The sequence below is a fragment of the Buttiauxella sp. 3AFRM03 genome, assembly GCF_003675305.1.
In the GTDB taxonomy this organism is placed as follows: Bacteria; Pseudomonadota; Gammaproteobacteria; order Enterobacterales; family Enterobacteriaceae; genus Buttiauxella; species Buttiauxella ferragutiae.
In genome coordinates this window covers 4,680,104-4,701,933 of the sequence record NZ_CP033076.1, presented here as the reverse complement: position 1 = coordinate 4,701,933, position 21,830 = coordinate 4,680,104, and the positions used below count along the sequence as shown (strand labels likewise).

Sequence of the window (21,830 nt, the reverse complement as noted above, 5' to 3'; positions counted from 1 at the left end):
CGGGAGTCGGGGTTCTTAGGGTGGCGACGGTGGTCACCCTAAGACGTTCACCGGTTCAGTGGCTATGTGAAACACTGAACACTGGGTGAACGGAACTGTCTCCCGACTCGCGCAGATGTGACTAAGAGACAGCCCCTGGAGAGGGAACTCGGTTTTCTCCTTCTCCCTCAGGGAGAAGGTTGGGATGAGGGGGGTAGAAAATTACACCGCTCTGAACGCGATATCCGCAGGGATCACTTCCCCGCCCCAGTATAGCTGCGCGGCAACGCTCCCCGCCAACTGGCGATAAATCGCCGTAAATTCGCTTTCAGGGCGGCTAATCACCGTCGGTTTACCGGCATCAAGATCTTCACGCAGCGTAATGTGCAATGGCATCTGCCCCAGCAATTTGGTGTGGTATTGATCCGCCAGTTTCTGCGCACCGCCGGTGCCAAAAATCGCCTCGTGATGGCCGCAGTTACTGCAAATGTGCATGCTCATGTTCTCAACGATGCCCAGTACCGGCACGTCGACTTTCTCGAACATGACGATGCCTTTGCGCGCATCAATTAACGCAATATCTTGCGGCGTGGTGACCACCACAGCGCCGGTAACCGGAATGTTTTGCGCCAGCGTTAACTGGATATCACCCGTACCCGGCGGCATATCCAGCACCAGGTAATCTAAATCCGGCCACATGGTTTCTTGCAGCATCTGCATCAGCGCTTTGCTGGCCATTGGGCCGCGCCACACCATGGCGTTTTCGTCTGTGACCAGGTAACCGATGGAGTTGGTTGCCAGACCATGCGCCACAATCGGCGTCATGTGTGTGCCGTCCGGTGAGGTTGGGCGTTCGTGTTCTGCACCCAGCATGGTCGGGATTGATGGGCCATAAATATCCGCATCCAGAATCCCGACTTTCGCCCCTTCGGCAACCAACGCCAGCGCCAGGTTGACTGCCGTACTAGACTTGCCAACCCCACCTTTGCCAGAGCTGATCGCAATAATATTCTTCACACCGTTAATGCCAGGGTGGTTCTTCACGCGCTTTAACGTGGCGATGTTGTGGCTGAGTTTCCAGTCAACCGCTTTTGCGCCGGTGATGCGCAATAAGTCTGAGCTGCATTGCTCTTGTAAAGCCTCAAAACCACTACGCCAGGCGAACGGCATCAACAGCTCGACGTGTAACGTGTCATCGAGCATCGCGACATGATGCAGGGCTTTTAGGGCGGTCAGATTATGTTTGAGGGTGGGGTGCTGAAAATTGGCCAGTGTCCCGGCGACCATAGCGCGTAGCTGCTCGGGGGATTTGCTTGCCTGGGATTGAGAGTTCATCCCGACTCCTTATGTTTTTTTATCGGACATTGCAGTTTGTTAAGCATACCAGAAGCCATCCGGCGCGATAAAAATTTCCTTGTGCACCTTGTGTGGTTTACCGCGGGGCGGCACTCGGTTAACATCTAAAGCCCTTTTCTCTTTAGAAGATGCAATTTCTACTATGGCTCAAACCGCGAAAAAATTATTGGTAACGTGCGCACTTCCGTACGCTAACGGCTCAATCCACCTCGGTCATATGCTGGAGCACATTCAGGCTGATGTCTGGGTCCGTTACCAACGAATGCGCGGAAACACGGTCAACTTCATCTGCGCAGACGATGCCCACGGCACACCTATCATGCTGAAAGCACAGCAGTTAGGCATTACACCAGAGCAGATGATTGCCGAAATGAGCCAGGAGCATCAGACTGATTTTGCTGGTTTTAACATCAGCTATGACAACTATCACTCTACGCATAGCGATGAAAACCGTGAGCTGGCGTCGCTGATTTATGGCCGCCTGAAAGAGAACGGTTTTATTAAAAACCGCACCATTTCTCAGCTCTACGATCCGGAAAAAGGCATGTTCCTGCCGGACCGTTTCGTCAAAGGCACCTGCCCGAAATGTAAAGCTCCAGACCAATACGGCGATAACTGTGAAGTTTGTGGCGCAACTTATAGCCCAACCGAGCTTATCGACCCGAAATCGGTGGTGTCTGGCGCAACGCCTGAAATGCGTGATTCCGAGCACTTCTTCTTTGATTTGCCATCGTTTAGCGAAATGCTGCAAGCCTGGACCCGAAGTGGTGCGCTGCAAGAGCAAGTGGCGAACAAAATGCAGGAGTGGTTCGAGTCTGGCCTGCAACAGTGGGATATCTCCCGCGATGCGCCTTATTTCGGCTTCGAAATTCCTGGTGCACCGGGTAAATATTTCTACGTCTGGCTGGATGCGCCAATCGGTTACATGGGTTCGTTCAAAAACCTGTGTGACAAACGCGGCGATACCGAAAGCTTCGACGAATACTGGAAGAAAGATTCCACCACCGAGCTGTATCACTTCATCGGTAAAGACATCGTTTACTTCCACAGCCTGTTCTGGCCAGCCATGCTGGAAGGCAGCGGTTTCCGCAAGCCGACCAATTTGTTTGTCCACGGTTATGTGATGGTCAACGGCGCGAAGATGTCCAAATCGCGCGGTACGTTCATTAAAGCCAGCACCTGGCTGAACCATTTCGATGCCGACAGCCTGCGTTACTACTACACCGCGAAACTGTCCTCACGTATCGACGATATCGATCTGAATCTGGAAGATTTCGTGCAGCGCGTGAATAGCGACATCGTCAACAAAGTGGTCAACCTGGCTTCCCGTAACGCAGGTTTTATTGCCAAGCGTTTTGACGGGCAACTGTCTGCACAAATCGCTGACCCGGCGTTGTACAAAACCTTCACCGATGCGGCGCAGTCAATTGGCGAAGCGTGGGAAAGCCGCGAATTCGGTAAAGCCGTGCGTGAAATTATGGCGCTGGCCGACGCCGCAAACCGTTATGTCGATGAGCAAGCACCATGGGTGGTAGCAAAACAAGAAGGCCGCGATGCCGACCTACAAGCCATCTGCACCATGGGCATTAACTTGTTCCGCGTGTTGATGACCTGGCTGAAACCGGTTCTACCTACGCTTTCTGAGCGAGCTGAAGCCTTCCTGAACTGTGAGCTGAGCTGGGATGGCATCAACACCCCGCTGGTGAACCATAAAGTGAATACCTTCAAAGCGTTGTATAACCGCATTGAGATGAAACAGGTTGAAGCGCTGGTTGAAGCCTCGAAAGAAGAAGTGAAGGCGACGACGGCACCGGTAACTGGCCCACTGGCGGATGACCCGATTGCTGAAACTATCGCGTTTGATGATTTTGCCAAAGTGGATTTGCGTGTTGCGCTGATTGAGAAAGCAGAATTTGTTGAAGGTTCTGACAAGCTGCTGCGTCTGTCATTGGATCTGGGCGGCGAGAAACGTAACGTGTTCTCGGGTATCCGTTCTGCTTATCCTGATCCCGCCGCACTTGAAGGCCGTTTGACGATTATGGTCGCCAACCTGGCACCGCGTAAAATGCGCTTCGGCATCTCTGAAGGGATGGTGATGGCAGCAGGTCCTGGCGGGAAAGATATCTTCCTGTTAAGCCCGGATAGCGGCGCACAAGCGGGTATGGCTGTTAAGTAATTTGTCCCCTCACCCCGGCCCTCTCCCAAAGGAGAGGGAGGAAACCGGACTCCCCTCTCCCTCAGAGTGAAAACCGGCTATCCCCTCTCCCTCAGGGAGAGGGTTAGGGTGAGGGTGAGGGTGGTTTTGCTACGCGTCAGTACGATTACCCACACTCTTATCTTTCAAAAACACGAACATCAAACCCAGCCAGATAACCCCACCCAACAAATTCAGCAGGCTGAACAAACCATTGCCACCAAACAGATAAGCATGCTTACTCACCTCGATACCAACGGTGAAAATTAGCATCTGTAACATACCCATCGCCGCCGAAACAGTACCTTTGCTCATATCACTGGCGAACAGTGTCAGACGCACCAGGCCTGCGTTGGCAAGGCCAATACCAAAGGCGTAAATACTCAATCCGGCCGTCATCCATAGATACGCATGGGACGATGCTACGGTTGCTACAGCGGCAACCACCAGCCCCGGCACAATCCACCAGCCGCCAAGAATAATCAGCGAGCGTACGCTACGGCGTGAGGTTAAACGCGCCAGCACCAGGTTACCCAGAATCAACGCGCCAAAGATCGGCACTTGCAGCAACCCGTATTCGTAGGTCGACAGTTTTTCACCGCTGATAATGATAATCGGTGATTGCGCAATCCACGCCAGTAGCGGCAGGCTAACAAAACCAATCGCCAGCGCGCCTGCAACAAAACGCCCGTTGCTCAGCACCAGCTTGTAATCATGGCCTAAATCTCGCAGCGAGAGCTTCTCACCCAGACGCGTCGCAGTTTCCGGCATTGCACGGTGTAATCCGTAAAACGAAAATGCCGCCAGCGCCGCAAACAGCACAAACATGGTTTCCCACGGCGCGTAATGAATCCACGCGGCACCGACCAGCGGGCCAAGCAATGGCGCGATTAGCGCCACATTCGCCATTAGCGCGGTGATTTTTATACACACCGCTTCCTCGAAGGATTCCTGGATTGCGGCATACCCCACAGCGCCAATAAAGCACAGGCTGACGCCCTGTAAGAACCGCAAGAAGGTAAATTGCTCGATATTCTGCGCCAGCAGCGTGGCAAGACAGGTGACGATAAACCACACCACGCCGGTCAACATCACCGGGCGACGGCCAATACGGTCTGATAGCGGCCCGAGCAACCACTGTAAAAACATCCCGCCCGCCAGATAGGCCGTCATGGAGGTCGGCACCCATTCGATTCCCGCATTGTATTGCTCAACAACCGCCAGCATGCCTGGCTGGATCATATCGTTGCCGATATAGGTCGAGAATTCATAGAGCACCAGGCACAGCGGGAACAGCAATGCCTGGCGACCCAGTCGCTTATTATTTTGCATGAGTTACTCAGAAGGATAATGACTTGAAGAAACGAAAAACATGCGCAGTTTAATAAATTGCCAGCGCAGTAGATAGTCATTGTTGCAAACAACCGGTCGATTGTTCTGTGGTTTAAGGTTCTCTTAATATCCTCTACATAATCTGTAAATTCTCTTTTGGCTCCAGGTGCCCGAGCAAGGCGCAATGAATTTTTAGCTTGGCGCTATTTTTGCTGGTTTAGGGACTTAAAACATTATGCTCGAACAACTCAATCAGGCACTTTTCTTGCTGATTAACGCCACGCCAGAATCACCCGAGTGGCTAATTAAGCTCGCGATTTTTATCGCCAAAGATTTGATAAGCATCGTGCCGTTGCTGATTGCCATTCTTTGGTTGTGGGGCCAACGCCAACACATGGCGGCCCAACGAATGATGGTTATCAAAACCGCTTTAGCTCTGATTATCAGCGTGTCGTTATCGTGGATTATTGGCCATCTCTTCCCGCATGACAGACCGTTCGTCACTGGATTTGGCTATAACTTCATGCATCATGCACCGGACGACTCGTTCCCGAGCGACCACGGCACAGTGATTTTCACTTTCGCGCTGGCATTTTTGCTCTGGCATCGTGTGTGGTCGGGTGTGCTGTTGTTTGCCATCGGTTGCGTCATCGCCTGGTCGCGAGTTTATCTCGGCGTGCACTGGCCGCTGGATATGCTCGGTGGGTTGCTGGTCGGACTCTGTTCTTGCCTGCTGGCGCAAATGGTATGGAACCTGCTTGGCAAACAGATGTATGCAAGCCTGCATCAGGCTTATCGTTTCTGTTTTGCCCTGTTCATCCGCAAAGGCTGGGTGCGTGACTAACTGTTTTTGCAAAGGTAAGATGCGTTAATTAACGCCCTCACCCTAACCCTCTCCGCCTGGAGAGGGCACAAAAAGGTTTAGCTGCTCATCATGGAAACCCGGCGCGACGAACGCATCAACCGCCTGATTCAGGCGCTTAAACGCAGCGACAAAATTCACCTCAAAGAAGCATCTGCTTTGTTAGGTGTCTCTGAAATGACCATTCGCCGTGACCTGAGCAATGACGCTGGGCCGGTCGTACTGCTGGGCGGCTATGTGGTTCTCGAACCCCGTAGCGTCACCGCCAATCACTATCTGTTAAGTGACCAGAAAACCCGTTGCATTGAGGAAAAACGCCACGCTGCACGCCTCGCAGCGGCACTGGTGCGCCCGCATCAAACGGTGTTTTTTGACTGCGGCACCACAACGCCGTACATCATTGAAGCCATCGATGACTCTCTGGAATTTACCGGCGTTTGTTATTCGTTAAACACTTTTCTGGCGTTGCAGGATAAACCCGGCTGTCGGGTGATTTTAAGTGGCGGTGAATTTCACGCCAGCAATGCGATTTTCAAGCCGATTAATTTCCAGGAATGCCTGAATAATTTTTGCCCGGACATCGCTTTTTTCTCAGCGGCAGGCGTTCATCCTCGTCATGGCGCAACCTGTTTTAATCTTGATGAATTACCCGTAAAAAACTGGGCATTAGCGATGGCACAACAGCGTGTACTTGTCGTCGACAGCAGTAAATTTGGCAAAGTTCGCGCAGCCTGCATGGGGCCACTTTCGGCATTTGATTTGCTAATCAGCAACGAACAACCCGACGCCGAGTTTGTGGCGTTTGCGGTATCAGAGAATCTTTCTCTTCAATGGAAATAGCAAAATAGTCCTCCAAAATAATTCGAGTCGCAGAAAGGCGGCAAAGGAGTGAAGCCCCAGGAGCTTACATAAGTAAGTGACTGGGGTTCACGAGTGCAGCCAACGCATCTGCGGCTCGAAGTATGAAGGAGGGATTAGGCAAACCAGCTGCCGAACCACGAATGGAACTTCATCATCACAAAGTCCCACATCCGGCTAAAGAAACCACCCTCTTCCACTGGCTGCATCACCATTAACGGACGCTGTTCGATTGACTTGCCGTTAAGCTGGAAATCGATAGTCCCGACAACCTGGCCTTTTTTCAGCGGCGCGGTCAGTTGCGGATCGTTAAGTTTGAAACTTGCCTTCAGGTTCTTCAGTTGGCCGCGCGGAATGGTAACCGAGCCACCTTCACCCGCACCCAAATTCACTTCGCTTTTATCACCGAACCACACGCGCTGAGTGACAAAAGTGGCATCTGGTTTAATCGGCGTGACGGTTTCAAAGAAGCGGAAGCCCCACGTCAGCAGCTTTTCACTTTCATTGAAACGAATACGGTCAGTTTTGGTGCCCAGCACCACGGAAATCAAACGCATATCGCCAGAAGTTGCGGAGGCCACCAGGTTGTAGCCTGCGCCTGTGGTGGTGCCGGTTTTCATGCCGTCGACGTTAAGATTTGAGCTCCACAACAAGCGGTTACGGTTCGGCTGCTTGATGTTGTTAAAGGTGAACTCTTTCTCTTTGTGGATGGCGTACTCTTCTGGCACATCGTGAATTAAGGCTTTGCCTAGCAGCGCCATGTCGCGTGCGGTACTGAACTGCCCTGGCGCATCAAGGCCATGTACGGTTTTGAAGGTGGTGTTAGTGAGATTCAGCTTTTGCGCATAGTTGTTCATCAGGCTGACGAACGAATCCTGGCTGCCCGCCACATAATCGGCAATCGCGATGCTGGCATCGTTGCCTGACTGAATGATCACGCCTTTATTCAAATCTTCAACCGAGACTTTATCGCCGGGTTTAAGGAACATCAGCGAAGATCCACGCAGCGCCGGGTTACCGGTGGCCCATGCGTCTTTGCCGACGGTGACCATATCGGTCAGTTTGATTTTATCGGCTTTGATAGCCTGGCCAACCACATAGCTGGTCATTAATTTGGTCAGACTCGCCGGATCGAGCTGCAAATCGGCATTACCTTCCGCCAGTACTTTGCCGCTGGCGTAATCCATTAAGATCCAGGCTTTAGCATCAACTTGCGGTGCATCAGCCGTCTGTTCAGCACTCACCGCAGGCGCGGCTAACAGCAGCAGGGTTGACCCTGCCAGTAAAGCACGTAGCGAAGCAGGAATTTGCAAAGTTTTCATAACACCACCCAGTATCCATTCTAAAAAAGTCACGACACACGCCGTTACTTAATATTTCAAGTTGCCAGTAAGCTAACGTGTGAAACCGCTTAATGAAACATAGCGTTGGTAAAGTTTTTTAAGTTTATTCGATAACTGCGTGAGTTGCCGCCACGTTGATGAGTTTTTTAGCAACCGTTGAACTTGCGTGCTGTTTTCTTCGCCAGCACACGGCATACTGAGATGCAAACTAACAAAGAGGAAACAAAATGATCACAGTTTGGGGCAGAGACAATTCAACGAATGTGAAGAAAGTTTTGTGGTGCCTGGAAGAGTTAGGCGTGGAATACCGCTCGATTCCGGCTGGCGGCAAATTTGGCAAAACCCATGATGCAGAATATCTGGCGATGAACCCGAATGCGCTGGTGCCGTGTATTCACGACGATGCCACCGACCTGACGCTGTGGGAATCCAATACTATCGTGCGTTATCTGGCCGCACAGTATGGCAAAGAATCGCTGTGGATTGCCCAACCTGCCGCTCGAGCACGCGGTGAAAAATGGATGGACTGGGCAGCTACCTCGTTGGCAGGCCCACATCGTGGCGTGTTTTTCAGCCTGGTGCGCACCGCGCCGGAATTGCGCGATCAAAAGCTGATTGAAGACAGTGTCGACGCTTGTAACGCCCTGTTTGCCATGGTGGACGCCGAACTGGCGCAGCAAAAATGGTTGGGTGGCGAGACATTCAGCGTGGCGGATATTGCGCTGGCGCCAAGCGTTTATAACCTGTTCAATCTCGATATCAAGTGGAATGATTTCCCCAACCTGCAACGCTGGTATCAGCAACTGACCCAGCGCCCGGCATTCAAGAAAATCGTTATGATTCCATTGAGCTAAAAACTAGCCAGAGGGGCTGATTTTCAGTAATTGCCCGTCAGATTCGTCGGTCAGGACATACAGATAGCCGTCCGGGCCGACGCGCACATCGCGAATACGTTCACCCCGCTCATCCAGTAAACGCTGTTGATCGGTGACCTTGTCGCCAGAAAGCGTCAGTTCAATCAGGTTTTTCTCTTTTAGCGCACCGATAAACAGTTTCCCTTTCCACTGCGGAAATTTGTCGGCGTCGTAAAACGCCATGCCGCTCACCGCCGGAGAGACTTTCCAGTAATAAATTGGCTGTTCAGTACCGGCTACAATTCCTCCTTTGGCTTCAGGGATCGGCATTCCGCTGTAATTGATGCCCCAGGTTGCCAGCGGCCAGCCGTAATTTTTACCCGGTTTTGCCACGTTGACTTCGTCGCCACCGCGCGGGCCATGCTCGTTGAGCCACAATTCCCCATTGGCCGGATTAAACGCCATACCCTGTGGGTTGCGGTGCCCGTACGACCATATTTCACTGCGCGCGCCTTGTTGACCGGCAAATGGGTTATCCGCTGGCACGTCGCCGTTTTGCGTCAGGCGCACCAGTTTGCCCTGCAACTTATCCAAATCCTGCGCCGTTGGCCGTTGGTTGTTTTCGCCCAATGCGATAAACAGATAGCCCTTACCATCAAACGCCATGCGCCCGCCAAAGTGGTTGCCGGTCGACAGTTTCGGCATCTGACGGAACACCACTTTGAAGTTTTCCAGCCGCTGCATATTGCTGCTCAGCGTGCCGTAACCGACGGCAGTACCCGCCTGGTCATCGCTGTTGGCTTCTGCAAAGCTCAGCCAGACGCGGCGGCTTTTTTCAAAGTCTGGCGCCAAAACCACATCCAGTAATCCCCCTTGTCCATGCGCCCAAACTTTGGGCACGCCAACAATCGGGTCACCTAAACCTTCGCCTGGTCGCCAGCGCCGTAATTGCCCATCACGCAGCGTTATCAGCATTCCTTGATTATTGGGCAGAAAAGCTAACGACCAGGGATGATCGAGCTTACTTTGTAGCACCTCCACTTTGACCTCAGCGGCGAGGGCAACGCCTGCCCAAAGCAGTAAAGATGCGGCAATGAATGAGCGGAACGGCAACCGTGACATAGCTTGCTCCTTTGCGGATCTACCCGATAAGGTTAGCTTTGCAGAATTTCAGGGATGGGAGTTTTACAAAAACTTTACCAGAGGGGAGTCTCCTCCCCTCGAGGTTTCAACTTTCTACGGCCAGTTGGTGACTCATAATATCTTTCAGGCTGGCGGAAAGTTGTCGCAGGCAGTTTTCCAGTTTTTCAGCATCTATGGCGATATATTGCGGGCAGTCGTGACACCCTGTCATCAGGCAAACGGCGGCTGAAGATACCGCGCCAATTCCCTGATTGATGCTCGCCATTTCTGGTGCGGCAAGATGGGAATTGAGGCGTGAAGCCATCTCACGATACTCAGCAGACAAGTCGAACAAATTATCGCGTAAATGCCCAGTTTCAATCACAGACATATAGCCTTTTGCTTTTCTCATCAAGAGGTAAGCAGCGATGTCTATTTTGGCGATAATCATCTTTTTCAAGAGATCGCGTTTGAGTGATTCCCCATTCATACATTTACCCCCCGTGTGATTAGAATCTATAACACACAGTAATAGTATGGATAAATTTTAGGCAAACCAGTTTTATTTCCCCGTATTTCTTGATCCTCAGCAACAAATTTTACAAATAGTAATATCTACGTAGAAACAAGGTGTTACGAAGCAGTTACCCCGCGGCAAGTGGCGGCTTGATACTTTTCCTCAAACATTTGACGTAACACACTGTGTCCAAGGTTGTTTTGCCAGGTGAAGCTATTTTGTAACACCACCACCGCGAAATGATTCTGGCGATCAATACCGATGTAGCTGGAATAACCACCGATATATCCGACCTGATAAGTGATGGCTTGTTCGCCGTAGGTGTCCGTTACCCAGGCGATATTAGCCGCTTCTTTGTCACGCGGGTAATAGATTTGCATCGTGTCGTGGAGGGCTTTATCCAGTGTGGCATCGCCGGTGCTGGCAAGATGTGCGCTGGCAAAAGTCAGTAAATCGGCGGTGTCGGTATACAAACCGCCTGCACCGAGCATATTGCCGGTGAACTGCCAGTCAGGTACCACTTGCCCACGGGGAATAAACTTCGGCTGGCTTCCGGCATGCCCGATGGCGCGCTGCGGGTAACTTTTCAGTTTTTGCGGGGTAAAGCTACTATTGCGCATCCCTAATGGATCGAAAATCAGCGTTTGCACCAGTTGGTCGGCGCGCTGGCCGGTTTGATAACGCAACACATAATCCAGCACCGCATAGCCGAGGTTGGAATATAGAGGCCCGGTGCTGCCTGGTTTTGAAAAATCAGCCAGATCGGCCACTACTTCGTCGCTATCGAGATGTGCGTAAAAATTCTCACCGTTTCCCAGATAACGAATAAAAGCCGTCAGCATCGGCAAATCCATATTTTGCCGTGGCAAGCCGGAGGTATGGGTCACCAGTTGCAGCAAGGTGATTTGCTTCGCATCGGCACTTAATGGCACCGACGGCGGCATTAAGGTTTCTAGCGTATCAGACCAATGCAGGCGCCCCTGCGCCACTAATACCGCGGTCGCTTCGGCGGTCATGCCTTTACTGAGGGAACCGACGGCAAATAACGTCTGTTCATTGACGGGATGGTGGTGTTTCGTATCGGTGACACCAAATTGCCAGTAGTGACGTTGGTTATTGGCGTCAATCACCCCAACCACCATCGCCGGCGACTGCTGTTCAACCAGAGCGGGCAGCCACTGGTTAATATCGTGATTTGCAGGCGAACCGCAAGCACGTTGCGCCTTTTGCGGCACTTCCGCCTCAGGAGCAACGTTCGACAGCGTGCCACACCCCGCCAGCATAAAACCGAGCAGCAGCGTACTCAGGCGCGTCAGGTGACGGGGTGAATTCATTTATTAATTCGCCGCAACACAAGGTTTGGCATCAAGACCAATCAGCATGGTGCGGTTTTCACCGACTTTCTTCAGGCCGAAGTTACTGCTGTGATAGCGATAAAACGCCTGCCCGTTAGTCATATTTTGATAGGAGTAACGGTTGCCGTTATACCAGGCGTAGTCGCCATCGATAGCCAGTTTTTCGCCGCCGCAAACAAACTTCTGCGCAGTTGCCGGTGGGGTGTTAAGTGGCGTAGGAATAATGTTGCAGGCAGTGGTCGCCAGGACAGCAATTAGCATCCCGGAAAGGGCTAAAATCTTAGGCATTAGGGATTCTCTGGTTGAACGGGACGTTACAATTAAGTTAAGCGGGGAGATAATAGAGCCTGCGTCCTGGCTAAGCAAAAGCTAAGGCATGTCGATTAGTCTGAATTTGATCCTGCGTCACTTTAAAAACAACCAGTAGAGCCATACCGAAAACCCGTGTAGAATCGCCCGGCTTTTATTTTCTGTTTACTTTGTGAGCGTAACCCGTATGCAACAACCCCGTATTGGCTTTGTATCCCTAGGCTGCCCAAAAAATCTCGTTGATTCTGAACGGATCCTGACTGAGCTGCGCACCGAAGGTTACGATGTAGTGCCTAGCTATGATGATGCCGATATGGTTATCGTTAACACCTGTGGCTTTATCGACAGTGCCGTACAAGAGTCGCTCGAAGCGATCGGCGAAGCGCTGAACGAAAATGGCAAAGTGATTGTGACCGGCTGTTTAGGGGCCAAAGAAGATCAAATCCGCCAAGTGCACCCTAAAGTTCTGGAAATCACCGGCCCGCATAGCTACGAGCAAGTTTTGCAGCACGTTCACCACTATGTGCCGAAACCAAAACATAACCCGTTCCTGAGCCTGGTGCCGGAACAAGGCGTGAAACTGACCCCGCGTCACTACGCGTACCTGAAAATTTCTGAAGGCTGCAACCACCGTTGTACTTTCTGCATCATCCCTTCGATGCGTGGCGATCTCGACAGCCGCCCGATTGGCGATGTGCTGTCCGAAGCTAAACGTCTGGTTGATGCCGGTGTGAAAGAGTTGCTGGTTATCTCACAAGATACCTCTGCTTACGGCGTTGATGTTAAACACCGCACCGGTTTCTACAACGGCGAGCCGGTGAAAACCAGCATGGTTAGCCTGTGCGAGCAGCTTTCCAAACTGGGCGTGTGGACACGTCTGCACTATGTTTATCCGTATCCGCACGTTGATGATGTGATCCCGTTGATGGCCGAAGGCAAGATCCTGCCGTATCTGGATATTCCTTTACAGCACGCCAGCCCGCGCATTCTGAAGTTGATGAAACGCCCAGGCAGCGTGGATCGTCAGTTGCAGCGCATTAAGCAATGGCGTGAGATTTGCCCGGATCTGACGCTGCGTTCCACCTTCATTGTCGGCTTCCCTGGCGAAACTGAAGAAGACTTCCAGATGCTGCTCGACTTCCTGAAAGAAGCCCGTCTGGATCGTGTCGGTTGCTTCAAGTTCAGCCCGGTAGAAGGTGCGACCGCTAACGAACTGGCCGATCCGGTGCCGGAAGACGTGAAAGAAGAGCGCTGGAACCGCTTCATGCAGCTGCAACAGCAGATTTCTGCTGAACGTCTGCAAGAAAAAGTGGGCCGTGAGATTCTGGTGATCGTTGATGAAGTTGACGAAGAAGGCGCGATTGGCCGCAGCATGGCAGATGCACCAGAAATCGACGGCGCGGTTTATCTGAATGGCGAAACAAAATTGAAACCAGGTGATGTCGTGCGCGTGAAAGTGGAAAACGCAGACGAATATGACCTGTGGGGTTCAGTGGTTTAATCCTTCAAAAGAGCCTTTCCTGTTTGGAAAGGCTCTTTACTTTAACGACCTAATTCCTGCTCCATTTGTGCGACCATTTTATTATCAATCCTGAAAAACCACACCGTCGCTGCCAGCAATAAATGCAGCACACCGGGTATCGCAGTGGAAAGCATCGTGATCCCCGCCAAAGACAATGGTGTCTGGTTTTCCATACCGGAACGGTAAGCCACAACGGTCAGTACAACGCTGACGATAACCCCTGCTACTGCCCATGCCAGCTTGACAAAAAATAGGTTAAACGCAAAGTTCATGCCCGATGAACGGCGGCCTGACTTCCATTCACCATACGTATCGGCAAAGGTCACAAGGGTAAAGTGCATCGGTAAAATAAGACCCAACACGACACAACAAACAAAGACTAAAACCAGCCACACTGTGGTCGCTGTCCCGGGAACAAACCAAACTGCGAAGTGAGCGAGTGCCAGAACCATATTCACCCAGAAATAGAGGGTTTTAATCTCAAAACTGCGCGTCAAATATTGCACCAGAATTGAACCTGTAATTCCTCCCAACGTCGCCATGCCAAAAAATAACGAGGTATAGGTCGCATCACCATGCAGTACATAAGTAATGAAATACATGGCGACCCCACCCTTAGTGTTAAAGATGCTGATGATCAGTAACGACATCACAAAGGTCAGTAAAAGCTGATCGTTACGCCGGATACTTTTCAGGCTTTCACGCAGGTTAAACGTATGATTGTTTCGAGCCACTACTCGCTCTTTCACACCATAAAAGCACAGTAGAAACATCGCGATGGCTAAACATGCCAGAACGCCTACACCATACTGATATCCCCGAACCGCATTCCCCTTGCCAAAGTAATCCACCATAATCGGCAAACCAACCGAGACGGCGAAACCCGCCACGCCACACAACGCAAAACGCCAGGACTGGCATGAAACAAGCTCCAGCGGATTAGTGGTGATTTTGGTGATCAATGCGCAATAAGGCACGTTGTTGAGGGAATAAAGCACCGAGAGCGCAAAGTAGGTCACAACGGCGTAAAGCACCTTCCAGTGATAAGCCAAATCCGGAACGCTAAAAGTCAGAAATGCAATCAGTCCTAATGGAATGGCTGTCCAGAGTATAAACGGCCGGAACTGCCCCATTTTGGTCGAGGAGCGGTCAGCAATAACCCCGATCAGTGGATCAGAAATAGCGTCAATCACACGTAGCACCAGGAATAGTGTTCCCACCACCGCCGGTGTTAACCCAAAAATATCGGTATAAAAGAAGGTTAAAAAGTTCGAGATAAGTCCGGTAATAATCGTGCCACCAGCATCTCCCAAGCCGTAACCTATCTTTTCACTTACTGAAAGTTTTGCCAGCCCAACTGGGTGACTGGCCACACCCAAATCATTAGATATTCCACTCATCATGCTCTCCCTATTTACCCGTGTCAGAATGGGCGAATCAGCCGCAGAACCTCTGCGCCATCACGTACCAGCAAAGGTAACGTTTCGAGTGGTGCGGCAACGCTGATAAACCGGCCGCCCTCATGGCGGTCACCCGAAACCACGTCAACCCACACCGTGTTACCCGGTAACCAGACACGACGTTGCCTCTCCCCTGCGTTAACCACTGGCGCAACAAGAACGTCTTCGCCAAATAGATATTGGTCGGTTATCTGCCAGGCTTGCTCATCCTCGGGATAGTGATAAAACAGCGGGCGCATTAACGGCTCGCCTGTCTCATGGGCTTGCTGCATGAGTTTGCGTAGATACGGCCGCAGCCTTTCTCGTAGCGTTGCGTAACGGCTGAGAATCGCAAAGGTGGATTCACCAAAACTCCATAGCTCGTTGCCGGCTCCGGTGTTGCATTGTGCGATACCGTCGCGGTAAGGGATTTCTGGCTCAGTAATGGGGTCGCGGTGTCCATGCATGCGCAGCACCGGGCTGAATACCGCCCACTGGAACCAGCGTATTAACAACTCATGAAATGCGGGATCGCTGACATCACCGCCATGGAATCCACCAATATCAGTGGTCCACCACGGGATACCCGCCATGCCCATGCTTAACCCAGCGCAGAGTTGGTTACGCATCGACTCAAATGATGAGTGGATATCGCCAGACCAAACCAAGGCACCGTAGCGCTGGCTACCGGCCCATGCGCAGCGCACCAGGCTTACCGGATTACTCTGCCCCGCTTCGCGCAGACCGTCGTAAAAAGCCTCGGTATAATGCAGTGGATAGATATTGCCCGTTTCGAGGGTATTACCTATGTGATAACGATAGTTATCAAAATCATAGACACCATATTCTGGCTCAGCCTCATCAAGCCAGAATAGGTTTACGCCATTGTCAAAATAGTTCCTCTTACAGACATCCCAGACGAACTGGCGAGTCTCAGGATTCGTAGGGTCGATAAAGCGGCTATTACCTAAAAAATCGAAGTTGATGTTTAGCCCTTTGCGGGTATTCACCAGCAAGCCCTGCTCGTTCATCGCAGGATAATTTTCACTTTTCACATCCACCGTCGGCCAGACTGAAACCATCAATTCCGTACCCATATCCTTGAGTTCTGCGGTCATCGCAGCGGGATCGGGCCATTCCCGTGAATCAAATTTCCAGTCGCCCTGCACCGGCCAATGGAAGAAATCGGCGACAATCACCGCCAGAGGAATACCGCGATCACGATACTCACGTGCCACACTCAGCAACTCATGCTGGGTGCGATAACGTAATTTGGATTGCCACAGACCCAGGGCAAATTCGGGCATCAAAGGGGGTTTACCGGTGGCGTTCGCATAGTTTCTGATGATTTGCGCAGGGGTATCACCTGCCGTTATCCAGTAATCAATATGCGATGCGGCCTGAGCATGCCAGCGCGTTTCGTTATTCGCAAAAATAACTTCGCCTACCGCGGGGTTATTCCATAAAAAACCATATCCCAGACTCGAGACCATAAAGGGCACACTGGCCTGAGAATTTCGCTGAGCTAATTCAATAGCACAGCCTTTTAAATTAATAAAAGGCTGCTGATACTGTCCCATCCCACACATTTTTTCATTTGGATTAGCTTCAAACCTGACATTTATTTCCATTGCATTTCCAGCTAATGGTTTCATTTCCCGGCCAGATATTTTTAATGCGCTGACTTTATTTTTTGATTGATGGCCCTCATCCCAAAAATGCTCTCCATTGTCTCTTTGCCGCCATAATTCTTCCAGTAAACACTCTTTTTTCTGATTATAAAAAGCAATCCGTCCTTGCTGGTCAACAGATGCGCTGATATTCCCATTAATCAGCGTCAGACTTGTATCATCTCGTTCAAACCGCACAGTAATATCGGGTTGTTCCAGCAAAGCCCAACCCGGAATTTCACTACTATCAGGTTGAATACCTGAAATAATTCTTAAACTATCTTTACCCCAAGGAAAAATGGAAAGGTAATAACCATTCCATGACCAATACAGCGAGTTATCTTTAATTTGTAGGGTGTTCATCATGACCTCATTTTATTTATTGGAAGTTATAATTATTTTTCCGGAAACGTTTCCGATAATGGTTAACATTAAGCAGCAAGTCAATGAAGGAACTAGCCCAATAAGTAAAAGGATCTGAGAGTTGTGATCTCGTGTTTATTATTCAAATATCCCCAGGTCAACCGTGATATATTTATGCGGCAGTCATCGCAAATGGTAAAACTTAGCAGAGTAAAATATAGATATGGCGTAATCGTCCATGTGTGGGAAAAGGAATAGATGAATATCAAAGAGTTGGCAAAAATACTGGATCTCTCCATTGCCACCGTTTCAAGAGCACTGAATAGCCACCCTGAAGTCAGTATGGCAACGCAAAAGCGCGTACTTGAGGCGGCAAATTTCTATGGTTATCGGCCCAATGCTGCGGGCAGAAATCTGCGCAAGGGTAAGGTCAACACCGTTGCGCTCCTGCTACCATCGGGTGAACGGGACAACTTCTACACGGCCTCTTTTTTCATGCGCGTTGCTGCGGGTCTGCAAACCCGCCTGCGCCAGCAGGATATCGACACCATCCTGCACCTGGCACTGGACGATGCAGATGAAAAACTGTGGCTACAAAAAATTGTTGAGCAACGCAAAGCCGACGCCGTCATACTGACCAACACTCAAATCAACGATCCTCGTATTGAGTATTTGCATAAAAATAATTTCCCGTTTGCCACGCTTGGACGCAGCTCTACCCTGAATGGCCAATTCAACTGGGTAGATCTGGATTTTGCCACGGTAGCAAAAGAAGCTGTGCAACAGGGAAAAATGGCGGGATATCAAAATATTGCGCTGGTCACGTTGGAAAAATCGAGTGCGCAGGGAGCAATCTTCACGCAGGCCTGGCGCGAAGCCTTACGCCAGCAAAACCTGAAAGTGAATGAAGAATATCTCTTCCAGGGTGAAATCAGTGAGGCGTCCGGTTTCGAGGCGCTGCGTTATTTCCACCAGCTCCCCATCCCTCCTGACTACATCATCTTTCTCAGCGACTTACAGATGCTAGGAGCAAGCTTTTATACCCGGCAACAGCGCTGTCACTACCCGTTCTTTGCCGGAGTTTTTAGCAGCGATATCTCATCATTTCTGCCGATAAAACCTACGGGTTTTGACGTCCCTTTCAGGGTGATAGGTGAAGATTTGGCAACCGCTATTCTCAATGCCATGCAGGGCGAACAACCTCCGGTGCATTCCTTACCAGAGTTATGCCTTGTCACCCGACGGGAACACAAAATGGGTTAACCTTTTATCTTGGGATCCAGCGCGTCGCGCAGCCCATCTCCCAATAAATTAAACGCCAGCACCGTCAGGAAAATCGCCAGACTCGGGAAAATTGCCACATGTGGGGCAATCACCATATCGGCGCGTGCTTCGTTTAACATCGCGCCCCACTCTGGTGTTGGTGGCTGTGCGCCTAACCCTAAGAACGACAGGCTCGCCGCGGAAATGATCGATGTGCCAATACGCATGGTGAAATAGACCACTATCGACGAAACCGTGCCCGGTAAAATATGGCGGAAGATAATCGTCGCATCCGAGGCGCCAATACTGCGTGCCGATTCAATAAAGGTTTGGTGTTTTAGCACCAGCGTATTGCCGCGCACCAGGCGGGCAAAAGCAGGAATACTAAAAATCGCCACCGCGATTATCACGTTCGACATGCCGGTACCCATTACTGCCACTACTGCAATCGCCAGTAAGATCCCAGGGAAGGCGAACAACACGTCACAAATACGCATAATGACGCGATCCCACCAGCCTTCGTAATATCCCGCCAGCAGGCCGCAAACGGTGCCAATTACCGCGCCGATCAACACCGAGAACACCCCTGCCGCCAGCGAGATTTGCGCTCCCACCAGCACGCGGCTGAAAATATCGCGCCCTAACGAATCTACGCCAAACCAGTGCACTATCGACGGCCCTTCGTTGAGCCGATCGTAATCAAAATAGTTTTCCGCATCGAACGGAGAAATCCACGGCGCGATAAGCGCGATAGCAACCAAAAACAGCACGAAAGCCCCGGCAAACATCGCCACCGGCTGCTTGCGCAAACGGCGCAGAAATTCGTGCCACGGGGTGCGCACTTGATTGGGCCGAACTATCGGCATCGCGTTCAGTACCGCCTGGCGTCGCCAGTTAAAGAGTCGCATCCTTACTTGTACCTGATAGCTGGGTTAATGGCGGCATACAGCAAATCCACCACTAAGTTGATGACAATAAATTCCAGCGAGAACAGCAACACTTCCGCCTGAATCACCGGGTAGTCGCGCATCTCGACCGAATCCACCAGCAAGCGCCCAAGCCCCGGCCAGTTAAACACTTTTTCGACCACAATTGAGCCACCGAGCAGGAAGCCAAACTGTAGCCCCATCATGGTAATCACGGGGATCATCGCGTTGCGTAGCCCATGTTTGAGAACTATCAGTGTTTCGCTGACCCCTTTAGCACGCGCGGTACGCATGTAATCTTCTTGCAGCACATCGACGAAGGAAGCACGGGTGAAACGAGCCATCACTGCCGCCACTGCCGCGCCAAGCGTGACAGACGGCAGAATGTAGTGCTGCCAGCTATCGGCCCCTACCGTCGGCAACCAGCCCAGTTCTACGGAGAAAACCTGCATCAGCAGCATGCCGAGTGCGAAGGCTGGGAAAGAGATACCGGAAACCGCAATCGTCATACTCAGTCTGTCCGGCCAGCGATTACGCCAGACGGCAGAAATAATGCCAGTGAACAGCCCGAAAATGACCGCCCACCCCATGCTGGTGAGCGTGAGCCAGAATGTTGGCATAAAACGGCTGGCGATCTCTTCGGAAACCGGACGGCGCGATACCATAGAGATACCAAAATCGCCCTGCAAAATGTTGCCGATATAGTGTAAGAATTGCTGCCAGAGCGGTAAATCCAGGCCTAACTGTTTGCGAACCATATCAATAACGGTGGCGTCTGCATCAGGCCCGGCGATTAACCGCGCCGGGTCACCTGGCAGCATATGGACGAACAGAAACACCAGCACCGCGACAATCAGCAATGTGGGGATCAGGCCCAGTAGGCGTTTGAGGAAATAGTTAAACATTGTCCCCCCTCACCCTAACCCTCTCCCCCAGGAGAGGGGATTGGATCGAGTGTCGTACCCCCTCTCCCTCAGGGAGAGGGTCGGGGTGAGGGTGAAAACACGCCACCAAAATCATCACTCTTTCAAATCCGCATCATCAAAACTAAACCCGGCATCCGGCATTACATAAAAACCGCTGAGGTTTTTACTGTGCGCAGAAACCAGTTTTTCAACCACCAGTGGCACCCACGGATTTTCCTTCCAGATAGTGTCCTGCGCGTCTTTATACAGTTTCGCTTTTTCATCACGGTTGGTGGTTTTCAGCGCGTCCGTCAGGTCTTTATCCACTTGCGGATTGCTGTAGAACGCGGTGTTAAACAGCGTTGGTGGCCAGTTAGATGAGGCAAACAACGGCGACAATGCCCAGTCAGCTTCGCCAGTCGAGGCCGACCAACCGGTGTAGAACATTCTCACGCCGCTCTCTTTTTGCCCTTTGCCTTCCACTTCAGCAGCTCGTTGCCCGGCATCCATCGCGGTAACCTTCACTTTGATGCCCACTTGCGCCAGTTGCTGCTGAGTGAACTGCAACACTTTCTGCGCGGTACTGTGGTTATGAGACGACCACAAAGTGGTTTCGAAACCGTTCGGATAGCCTGCTTCTTTCAGCAATGCACGCGCTTTGGCCGGGTCATACGGCCACGGTTTGTATTTTTGCGCGAAGTCGATAGACGGCGGTACTACGCCTTCGGCTGGCGTCGCATAACCGGCAAACGCCACTTTCACCAGCGCCTGGCGGTTAATCGCATAGTTAATGGCTTCACGCACCTTCGGGTTATCAAACGGCTTTTGCGTCACGTTCATGCTGAGGTAACGCTGCATGATGGAAGGCGAAGCCACCAGTTCCAGCTTGTCGTTTTTCGCAAGCACCCCTGCCTGTTCGTAAGGAATTGGGAAGGCAAATTGCGCCTCGCCGGTTTGCAGCATGGCCGCGCGGGTATTGTTATCCACCACCGGGCGCCAGGTGATGGTGTCGAGTTTAGGTAAACCCTGTTTCCAGTAACCGTCGAACTTCTTGACCTTCACAAAATCGGTCTGGTTCCAGGTGTCCAGTTGATATGGGCCAGTGCCGACCGGATGGAAACCAATCTCTTTGCCATATTTTTTCAGTGCCGTCGGGGAAATCATCGCCGTTGCCGGATGGGCCAGAATATTGATAAACGCCGAGAATGGCTGTTTGAGGGTGATTTTTACCGTACTGGCGTCAACCGCTTCGGTCTTAGCAATCGCTTTATACAGGTTGTAGCGCTTGAGGTGGTTTTCCGGATTGCTGGCGCGATCAAGGTTGGCCTTCACCGCTTCGGCGTTGAAATCGGTGCCATCCTGGAATTTAACCCCCGAGTGCAGTTTGATGGTGTAAACCAGCCCGTCGTCAGAAACGGTATAGCTTTCTGCCAGCACGTTTTGCAGTTTCATCTCTTTATCCAGACCAAATAGCCCCTGATAAAACGACTTTGCCACCGCCTGCGACAGCGTATCGTTGGCATCATACGGGTCAAGCGTGGTGAAATTGGATGCCACAGCAACAACGACATCTTTTGCAGCGAATGCCGGAGCGGCAATCACGCTGGTTGCCAGACCTGCGGCCACTAGCCACTTGGTACTTTTTAATGCGGTCATGAAGT

At 51.4% G+C, this 21,830-nt stretch carries 18 protein-coding genes; 6 read left to right on the top strand and 12 right to left on the bottom strand.

Annotated features, from left to right (window positions below; translation table 11 throughout):
• Positions 1 to 201: 201 nt before the first annotated feature.
• On the bottom strand, positions 202 to 1,314 hold the full coding sequence (gene apbC / locus D8682_RS23390; protein WP_121815232.1) for an iron-sulfur cluster carrier protein ApbC: 1,113 nt from the start codon (positions 1,312 to 1,314) through the stop codon (positions 202 to 204).
• Positions 1,315 to 1,477: 163 nt separating this feature from the next.
• Here apbC and metG point away from each other — a divergent pair, with 163 nt between their 5' ends.
• Positions 1,478 to 3,511: a methionine--tRNA ligase gene (gene metG, locus D8682_RS23385; RefSeq protein WP_064545081.1), complete on the top strand. Its 2,034-nt coding sequence runs from the start codon at positions 1,478 to 1,480 to the stop codon at positions 3,509 to 3,511.
• 129 nt (positions 3,512 to 3,640) lie between these two features.
• On the opposite strand, the gene D8682_RS23380 is transcribed toward metG, so the two are convergent.
• Positions 3,641 to 4,861, bottom strand: a complete 1,221-nt coding sequence (locus D8682_RS23380; protein ID WP_064545079.1) for an MFS transporter — start codon at positions 4,859 to 4,861, stop codon at positions 3,641 to 3,643.
• A gap of 235 nt (positions 4,862 to 5,096) precedes the next feature.
• On the opposite strand from D8682_RS23380, the gene ybjG reads away from it, so the two are divergent.
• Both ybjG and deoR read left to right on the top strand, forming a co-directional pair.
• Positions 5,097 to 5,705 (top strand): undecaprenyl-diphosphate phosphatase, encoded by a 609-nt coding sequence (gene ybjG, locus D8682_RS23375; protein ID WP_121815231.1) that lies wholly within the window; start codon positions 5,097 to 5,099, stop codon positions 5,703 to 5,705.
• A 90-nt stretch (positions 5,706 to 5,795) separates the two neighbouring features.
• Positions 5,796 to 6,563, top strand: coding sequence for a DNA-binding transcriptional repressor DeoR (deoR, locus tag D8682_RS23370; RefSeq protein ID WP_121815230.1), 768 nt, complete (start codon positions 5,796 to 5,798; stop codon positions 6,561 to 6,563).
• Between the two features lie 134 nt (positions 6,564 to 6,697).
• Here deoR and dacC read toward each other — a convergent pair whose 3' ends face one another.
• Complete coding sequence (gene dacC / locus D8682_RS23360; RefSeq protein ID WP_064545073.1) at positions 6,698 to 7,903, bottom strand: serine-type D-Ala-D-Ala carboxypeptidase; 1,206 nt, start codon at positions 7,901 to 7,903, stop codon at positions 6,698 to 6,700.
• A gap of 248 nt (positions 7,904 to 8,151) precedes the next feature.
• Between dacC and D8682_RS23355 the strand changes: the two genes are divergently transcribed.
• Positions 8,152 to 8,778, top strand: coding sequence for a glutathione S-transferase family protein (locus D8682_RS23355; protein ID WP_064545071.1), 627 nt, complete (start codon positions 8,152 to 8,154; stop codon positions 8,776 to 8,778).
• A gap of 3 nt (positions 8,779 to 8,781) precedes the next feature.
• Here D8682_RS23355 and D8682_RS23350 read toward each other — a convergent pair whose 3' ends face one another.
• From D8682_RS23350 to D8682_RS23335, 4 genes are all read right to left on the bottom strand, one after another.
• On the bottom strand, positions 8,782 to 9,900 hold the full coding sequence (locus D8682_RS23350; protein ID WP_064545069.1) for a PQQ-dependent sugar dehydrogenase: 1,119 nt from the start codon (positions 9,898 to 9,900) through the stop codon (positions 8,782 to 8,784).
• 106 nt (positions 9,901 to 10,006) lie between these two features.
• Positions 10,007 to 10,390 (bottom strand): biofilm formation regulator BssR, encoded by a 384-nt coding sequence (locus tag D8682_RS23345; protein WP_064545067.1) that lies wholly within the window; start codon positions 10,388 to 10,390, stop codon positions 10,007 to 10,009.
• A gap of 143 nt (positions 10,391 to 10,533) precedes the next feature.
• Positions 10,534 to 11,751: a serine hydrolase gene (locus D8682_RS23340; RefSeq protein ID WP_064545065.1), complete on the bottom strand. Its 1,218-nt coding sequence runs from the start codon at positions 11,749 to 11,751 to the stop codon at positions 10,534 to 10,536.
• A gap of 3 nt (positions 11,752 to 11,754) precedes the next feature.
• Complete coding sequence (locus D8682_RS23335; RefSeq protein WP_064545063.1) at positions 11,755 to 12,060, bottom strand: hypothetical protein; 306 nt, start codon at positions 12,058 to 12,060, stop codon at positions 11,755 to 11,757.
• Positions 12,061 to 12,268: 208 nt separating this feature from the next.
• On the opposite strand from D8682_RS23335, the gene rimO reads away from it, so the two are divergent.
• A complete protein-coding gene (rimO, locus tag D8682_RS23330) occupies positions 12,269 to 13,582 on the top strand; it encodes a 30S ribosomal protein S12 methylthiotransferase RimO (protein WP_064545060.1) in 1,314 nt (437 codons plus the stop codon).
• Positions 13,583 to 13,623: 41 nt separating this feature from the next.
• On the opposite strand, the gene D8682_RS23325 is transcribed toward rimO, so the two are convergent.
• Positions 13,624 to 15,003, bottom strand: coding sequence for an MFS transporter (locus D8682_RS23325; protein WP_121815229.1), 1,380 nt, complete (start codon positions 15,001 to 15,003; stop codon positions 13,624 to 13,626).
• A gap of 23 nt (positions 15,004 to 15,026) precedes the next feature.
• The gene (locus D8682_RS23320) at positions 15,027 to 17,075 is read right to left on the bottom strand and encodes a TIM-barrel domain-containing protein (protein WP_064545056.1); all 2,049 of its coding nucleotides are present in this window, start codon (positions 17,073 to 17,075) and stop codon (positions 15,027 to 15,029) included.
• A gap of 258 nt (positions 17,076 to 17,333) precedes the next feature.
• On the opposite strand from D8682_RS23320, the gene D8682_RS23315 reads away from it, so the two are divergent.
• Positions 17,334 to 18,338 carry a LacI family DNA-binding transcriptional regulator gene (locus tag D8682_RS23315; RefSeq protein ID WP_064545054.1) on the top strand — a complete coding sequence of 335 codons (1,005 nt, stop codon included), beginning with the start codon at positions 17,334 to 17,336 and terminating at the stop codon, positions 18,336 to 18,338.
• On the opposite strand, the gene gsiD is transcribed toward D8682_RS23315, so the two are convergent.
• The 3 genes from gsiD to gsiB all read right to left on the bottom strand — a co-directional run bounded on the left by gsiD (position 18,335) and on the right by gsiB (position 21,825).
• Positions 18,335 to 19,246 carry a glutathione ABC transporter permease GsiD gene (gsiD, locus tag D8682_RS23310; protein ID WP_064545052.1) on the bottom strand — a complete coding sequence of 304 codons (912 nt, stop codon included), beginning with the start codon at positions 19,244 to 19,246 and terminating at the stop codon, positions 18,335 to 18,337. The two genes, D8682_RS23315 and gsiD, sit on opposite strands and share 4 nt — an antisense overlap.
• A gap of 2 nt (positions 19,247 to 19,248) precedes the next feature.
• On the bottom strand, positions 19,249 to 20,169 hold the full coding sequence (gene gsiC / locus D8682_RS23305; RefSeq protein WP_064545050.1) for a glutathione ABC transporter permease GsiC: 921 nt from the start codon (positions 20,167 to 20,169) through the stop codon (positions 19,249 to 19,251).
• A 114-nt stretch (positions 20,170 to 20,283) separates the two neighbouring features.
• Complete coding sequence (gene gsiB, locus D8682_RS23300; RefSeq protein WP_121815228.1) at positions 20,284 to 21,825, bottom strand: glutathione ABC transporter substrate-binding protein GsiB; 1,542 nt, start codon at positions 21,823 to 21,825, stop codon at positions 20,284 to 20,286.
• Between the last annotated feature and the right edge of the window lie 5 nt (positions 21,826 to 21,830).